17 protein-coding genes and 1 riboswitch are annotated in these 22,683 nt (G+C 48.0%); of the genes, 7 read left to right on the forward strand and 10 right to left on the reverse strand.

Features of this window, described 5'->3' with window-relative positions:
* Positions 1–106: 106 nt before the first annotated feature.
* Entirely contained in the window at positions 107–2,815 is a 2,709-nt protein-coding gene (locus tag DF182_RS06585) for an AsmA family protein (protein WP_113614861.1), read from the forward strand.
* Positions 2,816–2,954: 139 nt separating this feature from the next.
* The gene (locus tag DF182_RS06590) at positions 2,955–3,353 is read left to right on the forward strand and encodes an SdpI family protein (protein ID WP_113614862.1); all 399 of its coding nucleotides are present in this window, start codon (positions 2,955–2,957) and stop codon (positions 3,351–3,353) included.
* A gap of 136 nt (positions 3,354–3,489) precedes the next feature.
* Here DF182_RS06590 and DF182_RS06595 read toward each other — a convergent pair whose 3' ends face one another.
* The 5 genes from DF182_RS06595 to DF182_RS06615 all read right to left on the reverse strand — a co-directional run bounded on the left by DF182_RS06595 (position 3,490) and on the right by DF182_RS06615 (position 11,338).
* Positions 3,490–6,663 carry an efflux RND transporter permease subunit gene (locus DF182_RS06595; protein WP_113614863.1) on the reverse strand — a complete coding sequence of 1,058 codons (3,174 nt, stop codon included), beginning with the start codon at positions 6,661–6,663 and terminating at the stop codon, positions 3,490–3,492.
* Positions 6,664–6,692: 29 nt separating this feature from the next.
* A complete protein-coding gene (locus DF182_RS06600) occupies positions 6,693–7,832 on the reverse strand; it encodes an efflux RND transporter periplasmic adaptor subunit (RefSeq protein WP_113616795.1) in 1,140 nt (379 codons plus the stop codon).
* 18 nt (positions 7,833–7,850) lie between these two features.
* Complete coding sequence (locus DF182_RS06605) at positions 7,851–9,185, reverse strand: TolC family protein (protein WP_113614864.1); 1,335 nt, start codon at positions 9,183–9,185, stop codon at positions 7,851–7,853.
* Positions 9,186–9,568: 383 nt separating this feature from the next.
* Entirely contained in the window at positions 9,569–10,468 is a 900-nt protein-coding gene (gene lipA, locus DF182_RS06610; RefSeq protein WP_113614865.1) for a lipoyl synthase, read from the reverse strand.
* Between the two features lie 36 nt (positions 10,469–10,504).
* On the reverse strand, positions 10,505–11,338 hold the full coding sequence (locus tag DF182_RS06615) for a hypothetical protein (protein WP_147243363.1): 834 nt from the start codon (positions 11,336–11,338) through the stop codon (positions 10,505–10,507).
* A gap of 183 nt (positions 11,339–11,521) precedes the next feature.
* On the opposite strand from DF182_RS06615, the gene DF182_RS06620 reads away from it, so the two are divergent.
* Positions 11,522–11,929, forward strand: a complete 408-nt coding sequence (locus tag DF182_RS06620) for an OsmC family protein (protein WP_113614867.1) — start codon at positions 11,522–11,524, stop codon at positions 11,927–11,929.
* A gap of 75 nt (positions 11,930–12,004) precedes the next feature.
* Here the strand turns inward: DF182_RS06620 and DF182_RS06625 are convergent, their stop codons facing one another.
* Complete coding sequence (locus DF182_RS06625) at positions 12,005–13,285, reverse strand: DUF2851 family protein (RefSeq protein ID WP_113614868.1); 1,281 nt, start codon at positions 13,283–13,285, stop codon at positions 12,005–12,007.
* 131 nt (positions 13,286–13,416) lie between these two features.
* A riboswitch (SAM riboswitch) is annotated at positions 13,417–13,535 on the forward strand.
* 178 nt (positions 13,536–13,713) lie between these two features.
* Here DF182_RS06625 and DF182_RS06630 point away from each other — a divergent pair.
* On the forward strand, positions 13,714–14,892 hold the full coding sequence (locus tag DF182_RS06630) for a trans-sulfuration enzyme family protein (protein WP_113614869.1): 1,179 nt from the start codon (positions 13,714–13,716) through the stop codon (positions 14,890–14,892).
* An 80-nt stretch (positions 14,893–14,972) separates the two neighbouring features.
* A complete protein-coding gene (locus DF182_RS06635; protein ID WP_113614870.1) occupies positions 14,973–16,154 on the forward strand; it encodes a homoserine dehydrogenase in 1,182 nt (393 codons plus the stop codon).
* 80 nt (positions 16,155–16,234) lie between these two features.
* Here DF182_RS06635 and DF182_RS32565 read toward each other — a convergent pair whose 3' ends face one another.
* The 4 genes from DF182_RS32565 to DF182_RS06650 form a co-directional block, all read right to left on the reverse strand.
* Positions 16,235–16,804 carry a Maf family protein gene (locus tag DF182_RS32565; protein ID WP_211327065.1) on the reverse strand — a complete coding sequence of 190 codons (570 nt, stop codon included), beginning with the start codon at positions 16,802–16,804 and terminating at the stop codon, positions 16,235–16,237.
* Complete coding sequence (locus DF182_RS32570; protein WP_211327066.1) at positions 16,805–17,746, reverse strand: geranylgeranylglycerol-phosphate geranylgeranyltransferase; 942 nt, start codon at positions 17,744–17,746, stop codon at positions 16,805–16,807.
* Positions 17,747–17,757: 11 nt separating this feature from the next.
* Positions 17,758–18,279: a KdsC family phosphatase gene (locus DF182_RS06645; RefSeq protein ID WP_113614871.1), complete on the reverse strand. Its 522-nt coding sequence runs from the start codon at positions 18,277–18,279 to the stop codon at positions 17,758–17,760.
* An 82-nt stretch (positions 18,280–18,361) separates the two neighbouring features.
* Entirely contained in the window at positions 18,362–19,123 is a 762-nt protein-coding gene (locus DF182_RS06650) for a Rossmann-like and DUF2520 domain-containing protein (RefSeq protein ID WP_161964077.1), read from the reverse strand.
* Positions 19,124–19,367: 244 nt separating this feature from the next.
* Between DF182_RS06650 and topA the strand changes: the two genes are divergently transcribed.
* Entirely contained in the window at positions 19,368–21,722 is a 2,355-nt protein-coding gene (gene topA, locus DF182_RS06655; protein ID WP_113614873.1) for a type I DNA topoisomerase, read from the forward strand.
* 23 nt (positions 21,723–21,745) lie between these two features.
* Positions 21,746–22,618 carry a transglutaminase-like domain-containing protein gene (locus DF182_RS06660; protein WP_113614874.1) on the forward strand — a complete coding sequence of 291 codons (873 nt, stop codon included), beginning with the start codon at positions 21,746–21,748 and terminating at the stop codon, positions 22,616–22,618.
* Positions 22,619–22,683: the final 65 nt, after the last annotated feature.

Raw genomic sequence — 22,683 nt, forward strand, 5'->3', positions numbered from 1 at the left:
ATATCTCAGCACAATGGGCACCTTGCACAACAAAAGACTCCCTGCGCCCCCTTTGCACCTTTAAAGGAAAAAATTACCTTCACACCCATAAATCAAACGACAACCTATGCTCAAGAAAATCCTGAAAGTTGTAGCGGGTATAATAGTGGTGCTGGTCCTGGCAGCCATCGCCATTCCTTATTTTTTTAAGGACAAGATCATGGCCAAAGTAAAAACAGAACTCAACAAACGTCTTACTGCCAAAGTAGACTTTAAAGATGTGGACATCAGTCTGTTCCGGCATTTCCCACGACTGGCCGTAGGTCTCGAAGACCTGAAGGTGACCGGCACAGGAGAATTTGAAGGTGATACTCTGTTGAAAGTAAAACAGATCGATGTAGCCCTCAACCTGATGAGCGTTATCAAAGGGGACAAAATGGACATCTACAATGTAGCCCTTATACAGCCAAAGATAAACGCTATCGTACATAACAACGGCGCGGCTAACTGGAACATTACCAAACCTGATACTGCCAAGGCCTCTCCTGCAGATACCGGTAAAACCAGCTTCGCCCTCGGCCTGCAGCAATATAAAATCGAAGATGCCTGGATCAGCTATGATGACCAACAGGGTAACATGCGGCTGATCATCGATGGACTGACCCACCAGGGTAAAGGTGATTTCACCCAGGATAAATTTACCCTGGAAACCAGCACCACCGCAGAAGGTATCTCCTTCCGCTATGGACTGGTCCCTTATCTCTCCAGCGTAAAAACCAAACTGGACGCCAACCTCCAGATAGACAATACCACCAGCACGTATACACTGAAAGAAGGTAAGGCTGCCCTCAACAACCTTCAGATAGCCATGCAGGGCTTCTTTAAACTGGTGAACGATTCCACCTATGGCATGGACCTCAGCTTTAAAGCACCTTCCACCCAATTCAAAGACCTGCTGTCACTGATACCAGTTATCTACAAAGCTGACTTTGATAAGATCAAAACCAGCGGCACCGCCTCTTTCGGAGGTTATGTGAAAGGCAACTACTCTCCTTCACAGATGCCGGCCTTCGGCCTCGACCTGGGCATAAAAGACGGTTTCTTCCAGTATCCCGACCTGCCTAAGCCGGTAAAAAATATTCAGATAGCCATGAAGGTTACCAATCCCGACGGCGTGCCTGATCATACTATAGTAGACATGCCTACCGGCCACCTCGAAATGGATAATACTCCTCTCGACCTGCGTCTGCTCGTAAAAACACCGGTATCCGATATGTACCTCGACGGAGCCGCAAAAGGTAAGATAGATCTCTCCAAGATCACCCAGTTCGTAAAACTGGAAACAGGTACCGCCCTCAGCGGCCTTCTCGATGCCGACATCTCCGCCAAAGGCAATATGAGCGCTATCGAAAAACAACAATACGATCGCTTCTATGCCGCCGGTACCCTGCAACTCAGCAATATGCTGTATAAAAGCAAAGACTACCCCGACGGTGTCAACGTAAAAAACCTGTTCCTCCAGTTCAATCCTAAAAACGTTACCGTAAAAGACCTCAGCGGGCAATACCTTGGCTCCAACTTCGAAGCCAACGGTGAAGTCAATAACCTGCTCGCCTATATGTTTAAAAATGCACCACTGGATGGTAAACTGAACTTCAAAGCCGACCAGGTGAATGTGAATAAATTCATGGGCACCACCAGCACCGCTGCCAGCGACGGCAAAGCCGCTCCGGCCAAAGTGGATTCTGCAGCCATGGTCCCCTTTGCTGTGCCAGCCAACCTGAACATCAGCCTGCAGACAGCCGTAGGTAAAGTACTGTACGATAAAGCAGAACTTAACAACGTAACCGGTACCCTGCTTGTAAAAGATGAAACAGTAACCATGCAGCAGCTGAAAGCCAACGCCCTCCAGGGTACTATGGAAATCAACGGCAGCTACAGCACTAAAAACAGCAAAAACAATCCGGATATCAACATCGCCTACGATGTACAAAACCTCGATGTGCAACAGACCTTCTATACTTTTAACACCGTACAGAAACTGATGCCTATCGGTAAATTCCTCTCCGGCAAAATCACCTCCCAGCTGAAGATGCATGGCAAACTGGGCAAAGACATGAGCCCCGATCTCAGCACCCTCACCGGTGATGGTAACCTCCTGCTTATCCAGGGCTTCCTCAAACAGTTCGCTCCGGTAGACCAGCTGGCCAGCACACTCAATATCTCACAGCTGAAAGATGTATCCCTGCGTGATATCAAAAACTATTTCGCTTTTGAAAACGGCCGCGTAAAAGTGAATCCGTTCAAAGTGTCCGTAAATGGTATCAACATGAACATCGCCGGTTCACACGGCTTCGACCAGTCACTGGACTACACCCTGCAACTGGCGCTGCCCCGCAGCCTGATGGGTTCCGCCGGTAACACCCTCGTCAACAACCTCGCCTCTCAGGCCCAAAGCAGAGGCATCCCCGTAAACCTGGGCGACAGCGTACACCTGCAGGTGCTCATGGGTGGCAATATCGGAAAGCCTTCTCTTAAAACAGACCTGAAGGAAAGTGCCAACAACCTGAAGAACCAGGCTACCGAACTCGTTAAAAACAAAATAGACACCGTTAAAAGCGTTGTACGTGACTCTGTGAACCAGATCAAGAACAATGCGGTGAACGCCCTTAAAAACGAGCTTAAAAACCAATTGAGTGGCAAAAAAGATTCTACCCAACCTTCTGGTGGCAAACCGCTGGAAAATGTAGGCAAACAAGCCGGCGAATCTGTGAAAAACACACTCAACGGCCTGTTCGGCAAAAAGAAACAACCGGCAGATTCTACCAAACAATAAAAACATATTTTAGTAGTATATAAAAAAAGCTCCTGACATATCAGGAGCTTTTTTACATTTAAGCCCCACCGGAACAGACTGCTTATCATTTACATTACAACATTTTTTTTCGTACCTTATAGTAACCAAACCCCTTCCCATGTTCATGAATTTCTTGCATTCCACCTACTGTAATGCGGCTATTTTCGCTGGGATACTATTCTTCTTTATGGGGTATTTTATCCGGCGTTATCCTCCTAAGAGTACCCAAACATGGTATGGTTACCGAAGCTTCCTCTCTACCCAAAGCCCGGAGATGTGGCATGAGGCCAACCAGGATGCAGCTTATATTTCCAGGCGCATCGGCGCTATCCTTATACCCACCGGCTTTGCCTGTGCCCTGTTTTTCGAAGGCCAGACAGACTGGTTCTGGTACATTACCGTAGGTTCCGTGATCATTGGTGTGATGTATATGGTAGGTTATACAGAGTGGAGGCTACAACAAAAAATGAACCGTGATGAGTATGATGGCGCTGATATTCCTGATAAACGAAGATAAAAGCGAATAATAAAATCAGAAGAGCCCGTTGATCAAATTATCAACGGGCTCTTCGTTTATTCAAAAAAACAACTCAATCTTATTCAATTTCCGCACTGATCTCCACTCATCAGGAACATCAGTAGTATCACACTCATCACAGTTGTATGTCGTGTTCTGGCACTGACTGATAATTCTCTTTCATCTTCCTCAGTTTCTCTTTACCATAAGCCAGTCGGGTGATCACCACATACAATACCGGCACGATAAAGATGGCCAGGAATGTAGCGGTAAACATCCCTCCGAGTACTGTCCAGCCCATTGTTTTACGGGCTTCTGCGCCGGCTCCGGAGGATAGTACCAGCGGCATGATACCGAGGAGGAAAGCCAGAGAGGTCATCACGATTGGACGCAGACGCAGTTTGGCTGCCTCTACAGCGGCGGTTACCAGATCCATGCCCCTGTCTACACGCTCTTTTGCAAACTCAACGATCAGGATGGCGTTTTTGGCTGACAGACCGATGAGGGTAATCAAACCAATCTGCGCATATACGTTGTTACTCAGTTTAGGCAGGAACGTTAGTACGGTGATCGCACCGAAAGCGCCGATAGGCACGGCCAGCAGTACGGAGAACGGTACCGACCAGCTTTCATACAGTGCTGCCAGGAACAGGAACACAAAGATGATGGATAACGCGAAGATATATACGGTTTTGGAACCGGATAATATCTCCTCACGGCTAAGGCCTGAGAACTCATACCCATAGCCATCCGGCAGTATCTCCGCTACTTCCTTCAGTGCTTTGATCGCATCACCGCTACTGTAGCCCGGCGCCGGGTTACCATTGATTTCCGCAGAACGGAACAGGTTGTAGTGGGATATCACCGGTGCATTTTCAATCACCTTATAGGATGTGAGTGCACTCAGCGGTACCATGTTTCCGGCGCTGTTGCGTACAAAAAACTGGCTCAGGTTTTTGATATCTCCACGATAGGTGGAATCGGCCTGTGTTACTACACGGAAGTTACGTCCGTACACCGTGAAGTCGTTGATGTAGGCACTACCCATATAGGTTTGCAGAGCGGTGGCGATATCTGAAATCTTCACGCCCATTTTTTTAGCTTTCTCACGATCGATGTCCAGTTGATAACCTGGCGTACGGGCAGTAAAGAAGGAGAAGGCCCTGGCTATCTCCGGCCGCTTGTTGACGGTATCGAGGAAGTTCCGTAATACCCCCTCAAAAGCCTTGATATCACCGCTTGCCTTCTGCTGTAATACAAACGAGAAACCGGCAGTCTGACCCAGACCAGGGATAGCCGGCGGTGGAATCACCACCACATTGGCTTCCTTATATTTGCTGAGTTTTTTCTGCACGGCAGCCACCATGCCAAATATCTGAAGCGATTCTGCTTTACGCTCGCTCCATGGTTTCAGTGAACAAAAGATCGTACCACTGTTGGATTTGGTAGAGAAGTTCACCGCGTTCAGACCTCCGAGTGCAGCATAGTGGTTGATACCAGGCATACTGTCAAGGTCTTTCATCATCTGACTCATCACACTCACAGTACGCTCTGTGGAAGAAGATTCCGGCAGGTCAAAGGTAATGATCAGACGGCCCTCATCTTCTGTAGGAATAAAGCCACTGGGCTTGGCCTTGAATAACATGACCGTACCTACGAAAATACACAGTAGCAAGACAACTGCATAACGTGACCAGCGAATGCTTTTTTTCACTCCCATAGAATAACGGGAAGTGGTATGACCAAACCAACGGTTAAACTTATAGAAGAACTTGTTAAGTCCTTTGGAGTCCTTATCAAGATGCATGGGCTTCAGCAGCAGCATACACAGGGCCGGCGTGAGTGACAGCGCCACAAAGGCGGATATCAGTACGGAGATGGCGATAGTGATGGCAAACTGCTGATACAAGCGGCCTACGATACCAGGAATAAATCCTACCGGCACAAACACTGCAGCGAGAATAAGCGCAATGGCTATTACCGGGCCGGAGATCTCTTTCATCGCCTGTATGGTAGCTTCTTTGGGAGACATCTTCTCATGGTCGATGTTATGTTGTACCGCTTCCACCACCACAATGGCATCGTCCACCACAATACCGATCGCCAGTACGAAACCAAACAGTGTCAGCGTATTGATGGTAAAGCCTAATGGTATGAAGAAGATGAAAGTAGCGATGATAGACACCGGAATAGCGAGGATGGGGATGATGGTAGCCCTCCAGCTCTGCAGGAAGAGGAACACCACTATTACCACCAGTATAAGCGCTTCCACCAGTGTGTGCAACACTTCTTCGATAGACACTTTTACCACAGACACAGATTCGAAAGGCACTACATAGTCCACATCGTTAGGGAACTGCTTTTTCAAACGCTCCATCGCTTCAGTAACGTTGGCAGCTGTTTCCAGCGCGTTACTGCCGGGAGCCTGGTATACAAGCAGGTAGGCAGCACGTTTGCCGTCTACGAAGTTGTTACCGGCATAGTTGAATTTACCCAGCTGAATACGGGCTACGTCTTTGAGATATACCAGTGATCCGTCGTTGGGGCGTGTTTTAATGATGATATTGCCAAACTCTTCCGGTGTACTCAGACGCCCTTTGGTGAAGATGTTGTATTCAAATGTCTGACCGGTTTGCTGTGGTGGCGCACCTACGGAACCGGCGGTGATCTGCGCGTTCTGTTCGGCCAGGGCTGCTCGGATATCTTCGGCGGTAACGCCCATCTGCGCCAGCTTGTCGGGCTTCAGCCAGATACGCATACTGAAGTCATCTGCACGGGTGAAGATATCACCTACACCTTTGGCACGAAGCAATGCATCCTTTACATATACGTTGGTATAGTTATCGAGGAAGGTAATATCGTGTGTGCCTTTGGGTGAGTACAGGGCTACCAGCATCAGGATACTGGGATTACGTTTTCTAACGGTTAAGCCTAAACGCTGTACTTCCTGAGGCAAAGTTGGTTGTGCAATACCTACACGGTTCTGCACGTCCAGTGCGGCAATATTGATATCGGTACCTACTTCAAAGTTGACCGTCATACTCATTTGCCCGCTACTTGTATTGTTGGTGGAGATGTAGGTCATGCCGGGCGTACCATTTACCTGTACTTCCACGGGCGTGGCCACGGTTTGCTCCACCGTTTGTGCATCCGCACCGGTGTAGTTGCCGGTTACCTGTACCGTGGGGGGCGAGATTTCGGGGTACTGCCCAATGGGCAGGTTCATCATCGCCAGTATCCCCACCAGCACCAGTACAATAGAAATGACTATTGCGGTAACGGGCCTTTTAATAAAAGTATCTGCAATCATGAGTTTCTGCTGTTGATTCTACTAATAAACTAATTCTTCGCCGGAGCGCCCTGTGGTGGTGCCGGTATTCCTATCTGTATCTTGCCGCCATCGCGTAAACGCTGGAAGCCTTCCACAATCACTTTATCGCCTGCCTGGATACCATCCATGATCACGATTCTGTCGCCGATCTTTGGTCCCAGGTGTACTTTCTGCTGGGCTGCTACGGTGTCTTTCGCCACAAATACGAAGTACTCTCCCATCTGCTCTGTTACAGCTTTATAAGGCAGTATCAGTCGGTCACCGGATTGTTCGTTGAGCACCTGTAATACGCTGCTCATACCATCTTTCAGCTGGCTGTCAGGGTTATTGAATTCTATCCTCACCTTTACGGTAGCAGTCTGGTTATCTACACCGCGATCCACAGCCAGTATGCGGCCGCCATGATTGTACATGGTACCATCAGACAGTTGCAGGCGGAAAGTGGAATCACCAGCATTGATATTTTTTCCCTGCATCGCAGCAAAACGGGAAAGATCTGTTTCATTGACCACAAAGTCCACCGCGATAGGGTTCTCACTGGAGATGGTGTTCAGCAGTGTAGTACCGGGGCTTACCTGTGCGCCCAACCTCACCTGTGAGATACCGATACGGCCGGTAAACGGCGCTTTGATCACGGAGTAGTCCAGGTCTGTACGTACAGCGGCCAGGTTGGCTTCTGCTGCTGCGAGTGCGCTGCGGGTAGTTTCCAGGGCAGCTTCTGCATTGTCCAGTATCTGACGGGCTACTGCATCCTGTTCTGCCAGACGTTTGTAGCGTTCATCATCTTTTTTGGCCCTGTTATAATTAGCTTTGGCACTGGCCACATTGGCTTCCGCCTGGAGATAGGCTGCCTGGTATTTACGGCGGTCTATTTCATACAGGGGTTTTCCCTGCTGCACGATTTCCCCTTCCTTAAAGAAAATACCGGTGATAAAACCAGCCACCTGGGAGCGCAGCTCCACATTGTTCAGTGCTGTTACAGTAGCGGGAAATTTGTCGTAATAAACGGCCGGTGCCACAGATACCTCCGTAATGTTTACCGGCGTAGGGGGCATGGCTGGCGCTCCTTTCTGGGCAGGCCCTTTGCAGGCAGTAAAACCCAGCAGGCCGGCAGCGCTGATTAAGACAAAGTGGTTCATTTTTTTCATATCCGATCCGGTTACCATTTAATAATTAGCTGTTAAGGTTCCTAATGCTTTTTGCAGGTCTATCTTGCTCGACAGCACCTGGTACATAGCGTTGTAATAACTCAGCTGCGCGGTGCGCAGGTCTGTTTCTGAAATCAGCACGTCCAGGTAGGTCTTGATGCCTTCTTTATATTGCAGTTGCAGCATATTGTAGACATCCTGTGCCATGGCCATATTTTCTTTCAGGGTCATGAAATCGTTCAGGTTACTTTTATAGGTGGCCAGCGCCTGCGCATACTGCGTATTGATCTGGTTTTTCAGTGTAGTAAAATCCCAGTCTGTGCGTTGCAGTTGTAGTTCGGCCATTTTTATATTGTGTATGCGTTTGCCACCCTGGAAGATGGGCAATGACAGTTTAAGTCCCAGCAGAGAGTTGGGATAGTCGGTGCTGTATAACTTGCTGAAGCTCTGGTTTTGCCAGGCAAAACTGTAGTTGACAAAAGCAGACAACGAAGGCAGAAAGCTCCATTTGTTGTATTGCAGATTGGCTTTCTGCAGGCTCTGTTGTGTTTGCAGCTGTTGATATTCTATCCTGTTCTGATAGTTGGCCGTGAGTGTGGTATCTTCACCTGCCACCTGCTGTACCATTTGTGCAGTATCATATACCAGCGGCACAGCGCCGGCATTGTCAGGATAACCCATCAACTGTTTCAGGTATACCTGTTTGGCGGTGAGCAGTTCACGGGCGGATTTCTGCTGTGCACGGGCATTGTTGAGTGAGATAGTGGCACGCTTGAAGTCGATCTTATCAACAGTACCACTTTCATACTGATTGCGGGCATCTTTCAGGCTGCGCTCCAGACGCAGGATATCTTCGTCCAGTACACGAATCTGCTGGTTAGTCAGCAGGATATCGTAATAAGCTTTGCTTACACTAGCCACCACATCAATCTGATTGCGGACAGTGTTTTGCTGGCTCTGTTTTCGTACATCCTTTGCCGTATTTGATGCCAGCAGCAGATCGCGGGTAAAGATGTTTTGATTAAGCCCGAACTGTGCGGTAGAAGTGTTGGCTACACCTACTTTGGTAGGGTTGCCACCAAAAATGGAAGTTGGCAGTTCCAGATAATGCTGGATATTGTAGTCCAGGTTCACCTGCGGATACCAGTCTGCCAGCTTGCTTTTGACGGTCCTGTCGGTGATAGCTTCATCGATCCTGGACTGTCTTAACACCGGCTGATGCGACAGCGCATACCGGATGCAATCCTGTAGCGTGGCGCTGGTTAAAACAGAATCAGCAGGTTGCTGCGCATAAAGTTGCGGGGACAATAATATCCCGCAGGCAACAGCCAAAAAGTAAAATGCTCTTTTCATAAAAGGCTTTTGACATTCAGTTCTTCATTGTACCAATCGAAAGCACAAGGCGTTAACAGGCAGACCTGTTAAGGCCTTCATGCTCCATTATTTCTAGAGATTTCCTCTGCACATAGTCAAACCGTTGAAGTATAACCATGGTATGCTGCAATGGCAGTAAACAGGCGGGTTGACTGATAGCTGCTTGTTCAATCGGGGTGATAACCGTGGCATAGTCCGGCGGGTAACAGCGATTGAACAACAACCGATAACAGTGAGTAGGTAGGAGCAACAGACATCCTGCTGCTTAGGTAAAATTAAATTGAGGCGCTAAGATAACTTTCTCTAAACAAAAATCCACCCAATGGGTGGATTTTAACAATTACTTGAAAATTCTTATCCGATCATCCTTTATTACGACCGCTGACAATATGTTTCTCTGCATGATAGGAAGATCTTACTAACGGACCTGCCTCTACGTAGTCGAGTCCCATGTTGTAACCGATCTCACGTAATTCCGCAAATTCGTCGGGATGTACGAAGCGTACTACCGGCAGATGTTTGGGAGTAGGTTGCAGGTACTGGCCCAATGTTACCACATCGCAGCCGTTGTCATAGAGGTCCTGCATAGCCTGTACCACTTCTTCCTTGGTTTCACCCAGTCCGAGCATGATACCACTTTTAGTACGCATACCGCCTTCTTTCAAACGACGGATCACTTCCAGACTACGGTGGTATTTAGCTTGTATTCTAACCTGTTTGGTCAGTCTTTCCACTGTTTCGAGGTTATGGGAAACGATCTCGGGCGCTACATCGATGATGCGCTGGAGGTTTTCCCACTGGCCACGGAAGTCGGGAATGAGTGTTTCCATGGTGGTTTCCGGATTCAAGGCTCTTACGGCGTTGATGGTATTGGCCCAGATGATGGAACCACCATCTTTCAGCTCATCTCTGTCAACAGAGGTGATCACCGCATGTTTTACTTTCATGAGGTAGATGGCTTCTGCCACACGTTGTGGCTCATCGAAGTCCACCGCTTCCGGACGGCCGGTGGCTACGGCACAGAAGCCGCAGCTGCGGGTACAGATATTGCCCAGGATCATGAAAGTAGCCGTACCGGCTCCCCAGCACTCGCCCATGTTAGGGCAGTTGCCGCTTTCGCAGATCGTATGTAATTTATGGGTATCTACCAGGTTTCTCACCTGCTTGTAGTTCTCGCCTATAGGTAACTTAACGCGCAGCCAGTCGGGCTTTTTCACTCTTGTGGTGGCCGGTTCGGCAGCTATAACGGGTAGTTCTTGCATCGCTGATTCCTTTCTTTAAAAAAACAAAGTTAATACTTATCTCCTATTCCAGCGCTTACCAAACTGCAAGCTAACATATGCATTAAAAAAAAACTGTTTATCATCCTGATTTGCCATGATCTGTATCTTTTTAGTATACATCTCAGCATTTACACCGATCTCCAGGGCGCTCACAACTTCATTAAAGTGGGCCCAGTCGAAGCGGAGGCCTGCGCGGGCATGTAACCCGGGCACTACGCTCAGGTCGCTCCAGCCCTTTCCGAAGCCGGCAGCACCGATGATTTTGCCATCGTTAAGGAAGTTATTGTTTGGATTGCTGGGATCGTATTTCACTTCCTGTTCAGGGCCGTCCTGGCTCTTAACATTCAGATAGTAAGGTTTCAGGAGCCCTACAGACAGGCCTCCATAATAGATAGCATCTACCTCTACTCCATTTTTATTGGCTTTGCCGCCGATCAGATACCGTTGTCCGATGCCCAGCTTAGCCTGGTAGAAGTTGTTAACCTTTCCATAGATAAACGGCCTTTCTGTAAAGGAGAAGCCGCTGCCACCGGAGCCCTGGCGTTTGGTTTCCTTGGGGTTTTTCTTCTCTGCAAATTCAAACTGGAAATAGTTCACCACTTTGCGGCTCTTACGATAGCCCATCTCCACAAAGCCTGACCAGCCATCCGTATTCAAACGGGCGCCCACGGAAAAATCACGCTGAAACACATTCTCACCTTCCTCCTGCTCCCGGAATATGGCAATCTTCTTCAGTTTGCGTTCTTCTTTCTCAGTTCTTTTGGATGATGTAGAAGGCCGGCTTGTTGTCTGTGCATACAAACCTCCGGAGATCGTTGCTAAAAATAGGATGATGTATAATTTTTTCACAGTGATGGGCTATTATGTAATAAATAAACGCTTGAACAAAGGTATTGTTATATTAATATTACAAACGTACCTAATTTTTTTCGAGTTTGCCAGCGCATCTTTCCGGCTTTCTCATCTACTAAAAATACATTTATTTTACAGTTGATATCAAACAGACTTTTACTGTCTTTATAAAACAAAAATATGGCAACAGCTGAAATAATCTATACCGGCGAGCTCAGAACCACAGCCACCCACCTGAAGTCAGGCACTGTTATCGAAACAGATGCCCCGGTAGACAATAATGGTAAAGGCGAACGTTTCTCTCCTACTGATCTGGTAGCAGCGGCACTTGGCTCCTGTATGCTCACTATCATGGGCATCAAAGCCAGAGACAACAACTGGCCTATTGATGGCACCAAAATCAGTGTGACCAAGATCATGGGCACAGAACCCCGTCGTATCACCGGCATCAACGTAATATTCGATATGCCGGCCGGTCATGGCCTCGGTGACAAGGAAAAGACCATCCTCGAAAGAGCCGCCCATACCTGCCCTGTGGCACAGAGCATCCACCCTGACATTAAACAGGATATTACTTTCAACTGGTAATTTTTTGCGGAAACGCAAAGCTACAAAGGCGCAAAGGAGTTTGACAACCGTCTTCCCCTGCGCCTTTGTTTTTATCTACCCGCCCAGAATCCGCGTCCCTACTGCACATTCCAGACACCTCATCTGTTCGCAATAATACTGCTTCAGCTCCAGCAGCCCTTGCGATGCCAATGCATTTTCCTGTACGATACCCAGCTTTTTCCAGGCCCGGGTGATATGGTTGTTTTCTGCCGGCAGCTGCTGCAGCAGCGATAATGCCAGCTCCTGGAAATAAGCTGATTCCCGCTGCTGACCATACAAGTGGAGCAGGGGCAACACGCTGTTGATCAATACCGTATGCAGTGCCTGCCGTCCGGGTTGGCGGGTGTGGCGTACACTGCGTCCGAAACGATAATGCGTACGCCAATACGGGGAAGGGGGAACGAAAAAAAGCTGCTCCAGTTCCCGGATATTCTTCACTTCCAGGATACGGCTGAAAAGCTGCCGTCGTTGTTGTATCAGGGCAGCAAAGCTGGCAATACGCATGGCAGGGAATGCCGAAGGCCGCATCCGGAGCCAGTTCCACTGATGTACCGTCATGGGTTCCAGCTGATGTCGCTGACGGAGCTGGCCATATTCCTGTTGTAACTGTAAAGGATATACGTCGGTAAAGGGACCTTCCAACATGCCTGCCTGGCCAAACAGCAGTGCTTCTGCCGCCAGCGGCCGGTCGTAATGCCATTGCAGCACGGTATAGGGCAACGACTGCGCCAGTTGCAGGAAAGGCCGTGCGTTCACCGGGGCACCGTAACTACGGGCCAGTGACCAGTAACAGGTTTCTTCCCAGTTGAAACCATTGAGGCTCAGCCAGTGCATCAGCTCCTGCCAGCGCCGTTCCCAGCGTCCGGCCAGCAGGCGTTCCTGCCAGCCTGTCCATATCAACCGGGAAACCCTGCCGGCATGCGCACTACAGGGCACAAAGGCAGCGGTCCGCCTCAGCTCCTCATAGCGCTCCAGCAACAGATTGGAGATATACGGTTGTAATTCCAGGCAACGTATGTGTCCGCCAATACCTTCCGGCAGATCGTGTACATACACCACATGCAGAATGATATGCCGGTACTGCTCATTGCCCGCATGCCCGTGCCGGTACCAGTCAGACGAGCGCAGGTGCAGCTCTACCGGGCCGGCCCATAAAATACCGTCAATCCGGATGCGGGCCGCTATAAAATCAGGACCACTATGATGATTTTGTGTACCAGGGCTGATGATCTGGACAGCTTCTCCGGTGATGGCCACCAGGCTGTCCTGCCTGAACAGACGGCACTTCCAGATATGCTGGAACAGCGCCTCTGAGAGCGGGGGGTTAACACTCATAAAGATATGGTTGGTCAATAAAACAATGTTCCTAAAGATAACAATTCACCCGCTGCCGGAAAATAAATTCTGCCCCCAAATTTGGAAAATTGATAAAACTGCTATTACCTTTGCACCCAGTTCTTATACATCACTTATCCAGAAAGGCGGAGGGACTTGGCCCTGCGATGCCTTAGCAACCTTTCCTGATTCAACAGATCAGGAAAAAGGTGCTAATTCCTGCCTCGGTTATACCGGGGAAAGATAAGTTGGCAGAGATAATTCTTCACCAGATATATTATTTGATTGAGCTCTTCCAACACCCGGAAGGGCTTTTTTTTTGCCTCCTCCCGTCACTTCCTGGAAATAAGGTTGTTTAAGTAGATTTTTAATGATAAAGTTGCACGTAATAGCATGACTATTTGTGACTTCATTAAAATTTTATTAACATGAAAACAGCTACACAACTGATTCATAGCATTCCGGTAGATGAACTGACAGGTGCGATTTCTGTACCTATCTATCAGACATCCACCTTCGTGCAGGAATCACCGGGTATCAATAAAGGTTTTGAATTTTCGCGGGCCAACAATCCCACGCGTAAAGTGCTGGAAGAGCTCATTTGTAGCCTGGAAGAAGGTTATGCCGGCTTCGCCTTTGCCAGCGGCATGTCTGCCATCGACGCTGTACTCAAACTATTGAAATCCGGCGACGAAATCATGGCCGTGGAAGATACCTATGGTGGCATCTTCCAGATCTTCAACCACATGTTCGAACGCTTTGGCATCAAAGTAAATTTTGTAGACACCAGCAACCTCGACAAAGTATTGGCCGCCATCACACCCAATACCCGTATCATCTGGCTGGAATCCCCTACCAATCCTACTTTGCGCATCTCTGATATCAAATCTATCAGCAAAATTGCCAAACAACATAATATACTGCTGGCAGTAGACAATACCTTCAGCACCCCGCTGCTGCAGCAACCGCTCACACTGGGCGCCGATATCGTGATCCACAGCGCCTCCAAATACCTGGCTGGCCACTGTGATGTAATCGCCGGACTGGTAGTAGTCAACTCCAAAGCCCTGGCAGATCAGATCCGGTATAATCAAAACATCTCCGGTAGCATCCTGAGCCCGTTTGAAGCCTGGCTGACCATCCGCGGAATAGAAACACTCTATCTCCGGTTCGAAAAACAATGCAGCAACGCCAGCGCCATCGCCAACTGGCTGGCCGCACATCCGGCAGTAGACAAAGTATATTATCCGGGACTCGCCTCCCACAAAAACCATCATATCGCCCGCAAACAGCAGAAAAACTACGGCGCACTCGTTAGTTTCTCGCTCAAAAGCGACAATATCAAAAACGCAATCCGCATCGTTAACGCTACCAAGCTGTTTAAACTCGCGGAGAGCTTCGGCGGCGTGAAAAGTATGCTGGCCCACCCGGCCACAATGACACATCGCACCATACCGGAAGAATTCCGGAAAAAAACAGGACTGCAGGACTCCTGCATCCGGTTATCAGTAGGGATCGAAGATGCGGAAGACCTCATCAACGACCTGAAACAAGCACTGGATAAACTAAATCATCCAGCCGGCAAACAAATCACTGTTTTACAATAGCTGTCAGCTCACAGCTATAGGCCGCCACCGGCCGCTTCAACACTGAACGCTGACAGCACCAACCAATTATGTACTAAAGTATGGAAAACAAGATCATCAATCTGGGTATTTTCGGCTTCGGCGTCGTAGGACAAGGTCTGTACGAGGTTTTGAACAGAACAAAAGGTATTAATGCACGCATCAAAAAGATCTGTATTAAAGACCCCAACAAATCAAGACCTATCGACAACAGCTATTTTACGACCGATAAAAATGAAATCCTCGAAGATCCTACTATTGACGTAGTGGTAGAGCTGATCAACGACACAGAAGCGGCCTTCGACATCGTAAGCACCGCGCTCCGCAACGGCAAAGCCGTAGTAAGCGCCAGCAAACGCATGATCGCTGAAAACCTGCCTGCCCTGTACGAACTTCAGTCAGTTCACAGAGTGCCTTTCCTGTATGAAGCGTCCAGCTGCGCTAGTATTCCCATCATCCGCAACCTGGAAGAATATTACGATAACGACCTCCTCAACGCGGTAGAAGGTATCTGTAACGGCTCTACGAATTACATCCTCACCAAAATATTCGAAGAAAATCTCAGCTTTGAAACTGCCCTCAAACAAGCGCAGGATCTGGGCTTCGCCGAAACAGACCCCAGCCTCGATATCGAAGGATACGATCCTAAGTTTAAAATCGTTATCCTTCTGCTCCACGCCTTCGGTACTTTCGTAAAACCCGAAGAAGTGTTCAACTTCGGTATCCATCATCTCAACGACTTCGATATACAGTTCGCCAAACAACGTAACTGTACCATCAAACTGATTGCACAATGCCGCCGCCAGAACGGAAGCGTGTACTCCTATGTATTACCACACCTGGTAAAGGAACACAACCTGCTCTTCGACGTGTACAACGAATACAACGGCATCCTCCTGGAAAGTGCCTTCACGGACAAACAGTTCTTCGTAGGTAAAGGTGCCGGCGGTACTGCTACCGGCAGCGCCGTTCTCTCCGACATCTCTGCCCTGCTGTATAACTACCGCTACGAATACAAAAAAATCAAACAAAACAACCAGCCCAACTTCTCCAACGACGTGAAGCTGAAAGTATACCTGCGATATAAAACACCTGATCAGGTAGACCTGACAGACTTTTTCAATATCTCTGAAAAGTATGAATCTCCTGAATGGAGATATGTGGTGGGAACCATCAACCTGCAAAAACTGAGAGAAGGCGGATGGCTGAAAAAGAAAGACGTTAACCTGTTAGTTCTCGAGTAAGATATTAGTGCCTGTGGCACAAACCAACCATTATAGTTATATATGAGGCTGTCTCCATTACGGGACAGCCTCTCTGATTTTTAATACTTGTTGAGTTCTTCCACTACCCTGCTCACCGGCAGCCCCATTACATTATAAAAGCAACCATGGATACTATCGATGCCCACCGCGCCGATCCATTCCTGGATAGCATAAGCACCTGCTTTATCATAAGGTTTGAAATTATCTACATAATAACTCACCTGATCAGTGGTGAGGGGCTTAAAATGCACCGTGGTTGTTTGGGAGAAAGCTGTTTCCACTCCATTACGGCGGATCACCACTCCGGTGATCACCCGATGTGACCGGCCGCTCAGTGCGGTCAGGATACGGATAGCATCTTCCCGGTCTTTGGGTTTGCCGATGATAACATCATCCAGCACTACTACCGTATCAGCCGCAATCACAATGTCCTGCGGCGTACACAGCGCCATCACGGCGGCCGCCTTCTGCTCTGCAATATGAATGGGAATCTGCTCTATAGCCAGCCCGGGAGGATAAGTTTCTGCTGTTTCCACCACCTTCACTTCGAAAGGGATACCAGCCTGCTCCAGCAGCTGTTTTCTGCGGGGCGACTGGGAAGCCAGCACAACAGGTGCGCCTTTATACATCTATAACAAAAGTTTAAAAAATATCATGGATAAAATACCGGTCAGCATCACCAGCTTTACAATGGAACTTACCTTGTGATAATGTGCCGCCAGATGTGCTTTCTTCAACAGCCAGTAAGCGTAAATGCAGGGCAGCTGCACAAACAGCAACAGATAAATAATAGCACCATACCAGCCCAGTATCCACACCCTTACCTCCACCGCGATAATGGTTACCTGCAGCAGCAACATCAGTGCGTTACAAAGACGCTTGGCCGGCAACACGCCCCAGATGATGGGGATTGTACGGCAACCGTCTTTACTGTCACCGATCATATCTTCCAAATCTTTCACTATTTCCCTTATCATGGAAATGACAAAAGCAAACAACGCATACACGCCGATGATTTGTATCAGTTTCCTGCCGGAAGGAGACATGATGGCCTCAAAGCTTTCATAGATCTGTTTCTCATAAAAGCCCACTACCACCACCGATAAGGCGGTCAGCAAGGAGATCACCACATTGCCGATCAGTACCTGCCTTTTAAAGGAAGTGGAGTAAAACCATAACAGCAGCGAGCAAATCACCTGGGTAAAACCCAGATAGATCTGGCCTGTTTTCCAGGCTACGATAAAACCCAGTGACACACCTGCCATATTAAATATGGTATGCCAGGCCATTGCCCAGCGGCGGCTGATGATTTTATCCAGCACCATTTTATCGGGCTTGTTGACAATATCAATGTTGATATCAAAATAATCATTGATAATATAGCCCGCGGCGGCAATCAGCACGGTAGAAAGGCTCAGCAGAATGAACTGCGGCACTGAGAGTGACGGTTCTTCACCGGTACTGTGTAATACCGGTGCTACCACACAGTATTGCAGCAAAAACTGGGTTAGGGCAATATATATGAGATTGGGATATCTCACCAGTTTAAAAAACGCAGCCCAGAGTTTCATAGTGTAGTGTTTTATTTCGATGCTATGCCTTCGTCCATCAGCCAGTGATTATTCAGCTTCAGTACTTTTTCGATCACTTCCCGTACGCAGCCATGGCCACCCGGTACCGGTGATACATATCTGGAGATGCTTTTTATCTCAGGTGCCGCATCTGCCGGGCAAACCGGCAGCGCCACCAGCTGCATCACCTGGTAATCCGGTATATCATCTCCCATATACAGGATTTCTTCCCAGGTAAGATCATGCTCAAATACATAATCCTGCAGTTTTTCCTTTTTATCGTGAATACCGGTATAGATATCTTTGATACCCAGTCCCTGCAGGCGGCTTACCACGCTCTCCGATTTTCCACCGGAGATGATCACCACCCGGTATCCCTTTTTAACAGCCAGCTGTAAGGCATAACCGTCTTTAATATTCATTTTGCGCGACATTTCCCCGCCGGGCAGCAGCTGCAATGTTCCATCCGTCAAAACACCATCCACATCCAGGACAAAAGTGGTAATAGGTTTAAATAAAGCTAATATATTCATGTAGAATTTTTCTGTAACGGCCCCAAAAATAGCAATTACAGATAACAAATTGAATTGTGCGGGGATGTTACACTACTTATGATTAATGATGCAGCCGATAGATGGCTTCACTCAGCACTTCGTATACCCGTAGGAGATGTTCATTATCTGCCAGGAGAGAACGATGGAGGTCCATGGTAGTGTTGTCCTTGCGGAGGGCCGGACCGGTCTGTACCGTTTCCGGAGCATACTTCTCCAGCCGGTCGAAAGTCTCCTTAATAATAGGTTGCAACAAGGTAAAGTCCAGCTGTTCCTTCTCACAATAAGCTTTGGCTTCAGCAAAAAGATGGTTGGTGAAGTTGTTACACAATACTGCGGTGAGATGGTACTTCAGTCGCTGGGTTGAGTCTGCTATAGCAATACGGGAGGCAATACTGCCAGCCAGGGCCTGCAGACGTCTGAGTACCTCATCATTGCCTGCTTCCAGCATCACCGGGATAGGCGGGTAGGTTTTGAGTTCCTTACGGATGGATTGCAGAGGGTATAATACGCCGGTATTAACGGATATGCGGGAGATGGCGCTGAGTGGTACGGCCCCTGCCGTATGGGCAACGATCCGTTTGCCGAGGCGGAGCTGATCATTCAGTTCCGGGATGGCGGCATCACTGACAGCCAGGAGATAAACATCTGCATTCATATCTATATCCGTTAAATCATCAGTGTAGGGGGCATTGAGCATTTCCCCCAGGTTCCGGGCATGGTCTATATGCCGGCTCAGCACCTGTTTCACCTGATGCCCATGCAATTTTAGCAGCTGGCCAAAACAATGGGCTACATTCCCGGTTCCAATTATTACAATGTCCATAAGTAAATTTATGATTAATTGCGGATTACAAATTACAATTTGTAAATAATGAATAATTAATAATAGATGATCATTTGCCAGAGCTTGCATTCGGTATGCTTATTTCAACATTCATTATTCGTAACTTTATGGTTTAAAGGGGCCTTATTTTTTATTTTGAAGGTACTTTTATATAATTGCAAAATCCTATTAGTATTTATTTTACGTTTTTTTACGTATTTAGCAGCACATTAAAGAAGCTTACATGGCAAAAAATTTAGTTATAGTTGAGTCCCCGGCAAAGGCCAAGACCATTGAAAAAATTCTGGGCAAGGACTTTGAAGTCAAATCCTGCTTCGGCCACATCCGTGACCTGGAGAAGGACGACATGGGGATAGACATTGAAAATAACTTCAAGCCTAAATATGTAATACCGGAAGATAAAGAAAAGGTAGTAAAGGACCTGAAGAAGCTGGCTAAGGAAACCGATGAGGTTTGGCTGGCAACGGATGAGGACCGTGAAGGGGAAGCCATTTCATGGCATTTGTGCGAGGTACTGGGCCTCGATCCGGGTGAAACCAAACGTATTGTATTCCATGAAATTACCAAGCCGGCCATCGAAAATGCGGTACAGCATCCGCGCCGGGTGGATATGGACCGCGTAAATGCCCAACAGGCACGCCGTATACTAGACAGGATTGTGGGTTTCGAATTATCCCCGGTGTTATGGCGGAAAATGAGCATGCGTAACTCGCTCTCTGCCGGCCGTGTACAGTCTGTAGCCGTACGACTGATCGTGGAAAGGGAAAGAGAAATCAACGGCTTTACCGCTGTCAGCACCTTTAAGGTAGAAGCCTGGTTCACCGGAAAAGATATCAACGGCAAAAACATCTCCTTCAAAGCAGAAGGCCCTAATAAGTTCAAAACAGCGGAAGATGCTAACAAATTCCTGCAGGAATGCGTAAAAGCAGCCTATACCGTTAAAGATATACAGGTAAAACCCGGCAAAAAATCACCTGCCGCTCCTTTTACCACTTCTACCCTTCAACAGGAAGCCAGCCGCAAACTGGGATATAGCGTGTCTAAAACCATGCTGCTGGCCCAGAAACTGTATGAAAGCGGTTTTATCACCTACATGCGTACTGACTCCGTTAACCTGTCTGACACAGCAGTGGCGGAAATCGAAAAAGCTATCAAAACCAGCTTTGGCGACCGCTACCATCAGTACCGCAAATTCAAAAATAAAAACGAGTCTGCCCAGGAAGCGCACGAAGCGATCCGCCCTACCTACATGGAAAACACCACTGTAGATGACAGCGATACCCGCAAACTGTATGAACTGATCTGGAAACGTACCATCGCCAGCCAGATGGCAGACGCTGAACTGGAAAAAACCATCGCTAAAATCAATATCTCCACCAACAACGAAGAGCTGACTGCCAGCGGTGAAGTATTGAAATTTGACGGCTTCCTGAAAGTATACATGGAAAGCCACGATGATGAAGATATCAACGAAGAGGATGCCCAGGAAGGTTCACTGCCGCCACTGGCTGTGAAACAGTCCCTGGACCTCAGGGAGATGAAAGCCACCGAAAGATTCTCCCGTCCTGCCCCCCGCTACACAGAAGCCAGTCTTGTTAAAAAGCTGGAAGAACTGGGTATCGGCCGCCCTTCTACCTACGCTCCTACCATCACCACCATCCAAAAACGTGGTTATGTCGAAAAAAGGGATAAAGAAGGCGTGAAAAGGGAATTCCGTATCCTCATTCTGAAAGATGATAAAATCACCAACCAGACCGATGCCGAAAATACCGGTGCGGAAAAATCCAAACTTTTCCCTACTGATCTGGGCATGATCGTGACTGATTTCCTCAACCAATACTTCAATTCCGTGATGGACTACGGCTTTACCGCCAAAATTGAAGAGGAGTTCGACGAAATCGCCAACGGCAAGAAGGTGTGGAACAAAATGCTGGGAGAGTTCTACAAACCTTTCCATAAAGATGTGGAAAACACCCTGGAACACGCAGAACGTGTAAAAGGAGAACGTCAGCTGGGTGTAGAAGAGTCTACCGGCAAACCGATTGTAGCCCGCATGGGACGCTACGGTCCCATGATCCAGATCGGTAAGGTAGAAGATGAGGAAAAACCCCGCTTCGCCAAACTGAAAGCTACCCAGAGCATTGAAACCATCTCCCTGGAAGAAGCCATGGAGCTATTCAGATTGCCCCGTACCCTCGGACAGTTTGAAGATTCGGACGTAGTGATCAATATCGGCCGCTTTGGCCCTTACGCTCAGCACGATAAAAAGTTCTATTCCCTGAAAAAGGAAATGGACCCCTACACTGTAGAGCTGGACGAAATCGCGCCGCTGATCGTTGAGAAAAGGACCGCCAAAGACGAACGTACCATCAAGATATTTGAGAAAGAGAAGATTCAGATACTGAAAGGACCTTATGGCCCCTACATCAAACAGGGACTTAAAAACTATAAGATTCCAAAGGAAAAAATTGATAATGCCGCTGACCTGACTGTGGAGGAAGCCAAAGCCATCATTGAAGAAGCTAAGGCCAATCCGCCTAAGAAAAAGGCTCCACCCAGAAAGAAAAAAGCGGAATAACCCGGACGGACCCGTATATCACTATGCATGAAAACAAGGAAATAAATGCTTTGTTCCACCTGTTGGATGACCCCGATCAGGAAGTATTCGATACTGTTGCCAATAAAATATTATTGTACGGTAAGGATATTATTCCCAATCTGGAGAATTTGTGGGAGAATACTGTAGACGAAGCCATACAGGAGCGAATAGAATTGCTGATTCACCGGGTCCATTATCAGGATCTCCAGGCGGCCCTGCGTGTGTGGGGCTTATCGGATATGCAGGACCTGCTGCAAGGGGCTATACTGGCTGCCAAATACCAGTTCCCCGATCTGATGCCTTCCCAGGTGCTCAACGAAATAGAACGTATTAAACGTAATATCTGGCTGGAGCTCAACAACTATCTCACCCCGCTCGAAAAAATCAATGTGCTCAACAGCATGATTTACAATTATTTCGGGCTGAAGGGAGAAGAGATGTCTTACCAGCGGAAAAATCAGTTCTTCATCAACCAGGTGATAGAGTCTAAAAAAGGTAATCCCCTTACCAATGGGATCATCTATCAAAGTCTCTGTTCGATGCTGGACCTGCCGGTATATGCCGTTAATATCCCGCGGCAGTTTATCCTGGCCTACTTTGATACTTTTGTGGATTTTGATGAGCCGGTAGAGCCTGAAGACCAGCGCATTCTGTTTTTCATAGATCCCATACAAGGGCAGATTTATACCCAGCAAGACGTGGACACTTACCTGAAAAGGGTTTCCGTGCCTTCTATCCCTGCCTACTTCAAGCCACAGTCCAACAAGCGGATCATCCAGTACCTGCTGGAGGAGCTCTCCAAGTGTTTCCGGGACGATAAAGATGCTTACCGCCAGGATGAGCTGAATAATCTGGCTTCTATACTGGAAGAATAGGAATTTCCCTGAATAATATTCAAACAAAAAGGCCGATTGCTAAGCAATCGGCCTTTTTGTTCTTG

The organism is Chitinophaga flava (genome assembly GCF_003308995.1).
Taxonomy (GTDB): domain Bacteria; phylum Bacteroidota; class Bacteroidia; order Chitinophagales; family Chitinophagaceae; genus Chitinophaga; species Chitinophaga flava.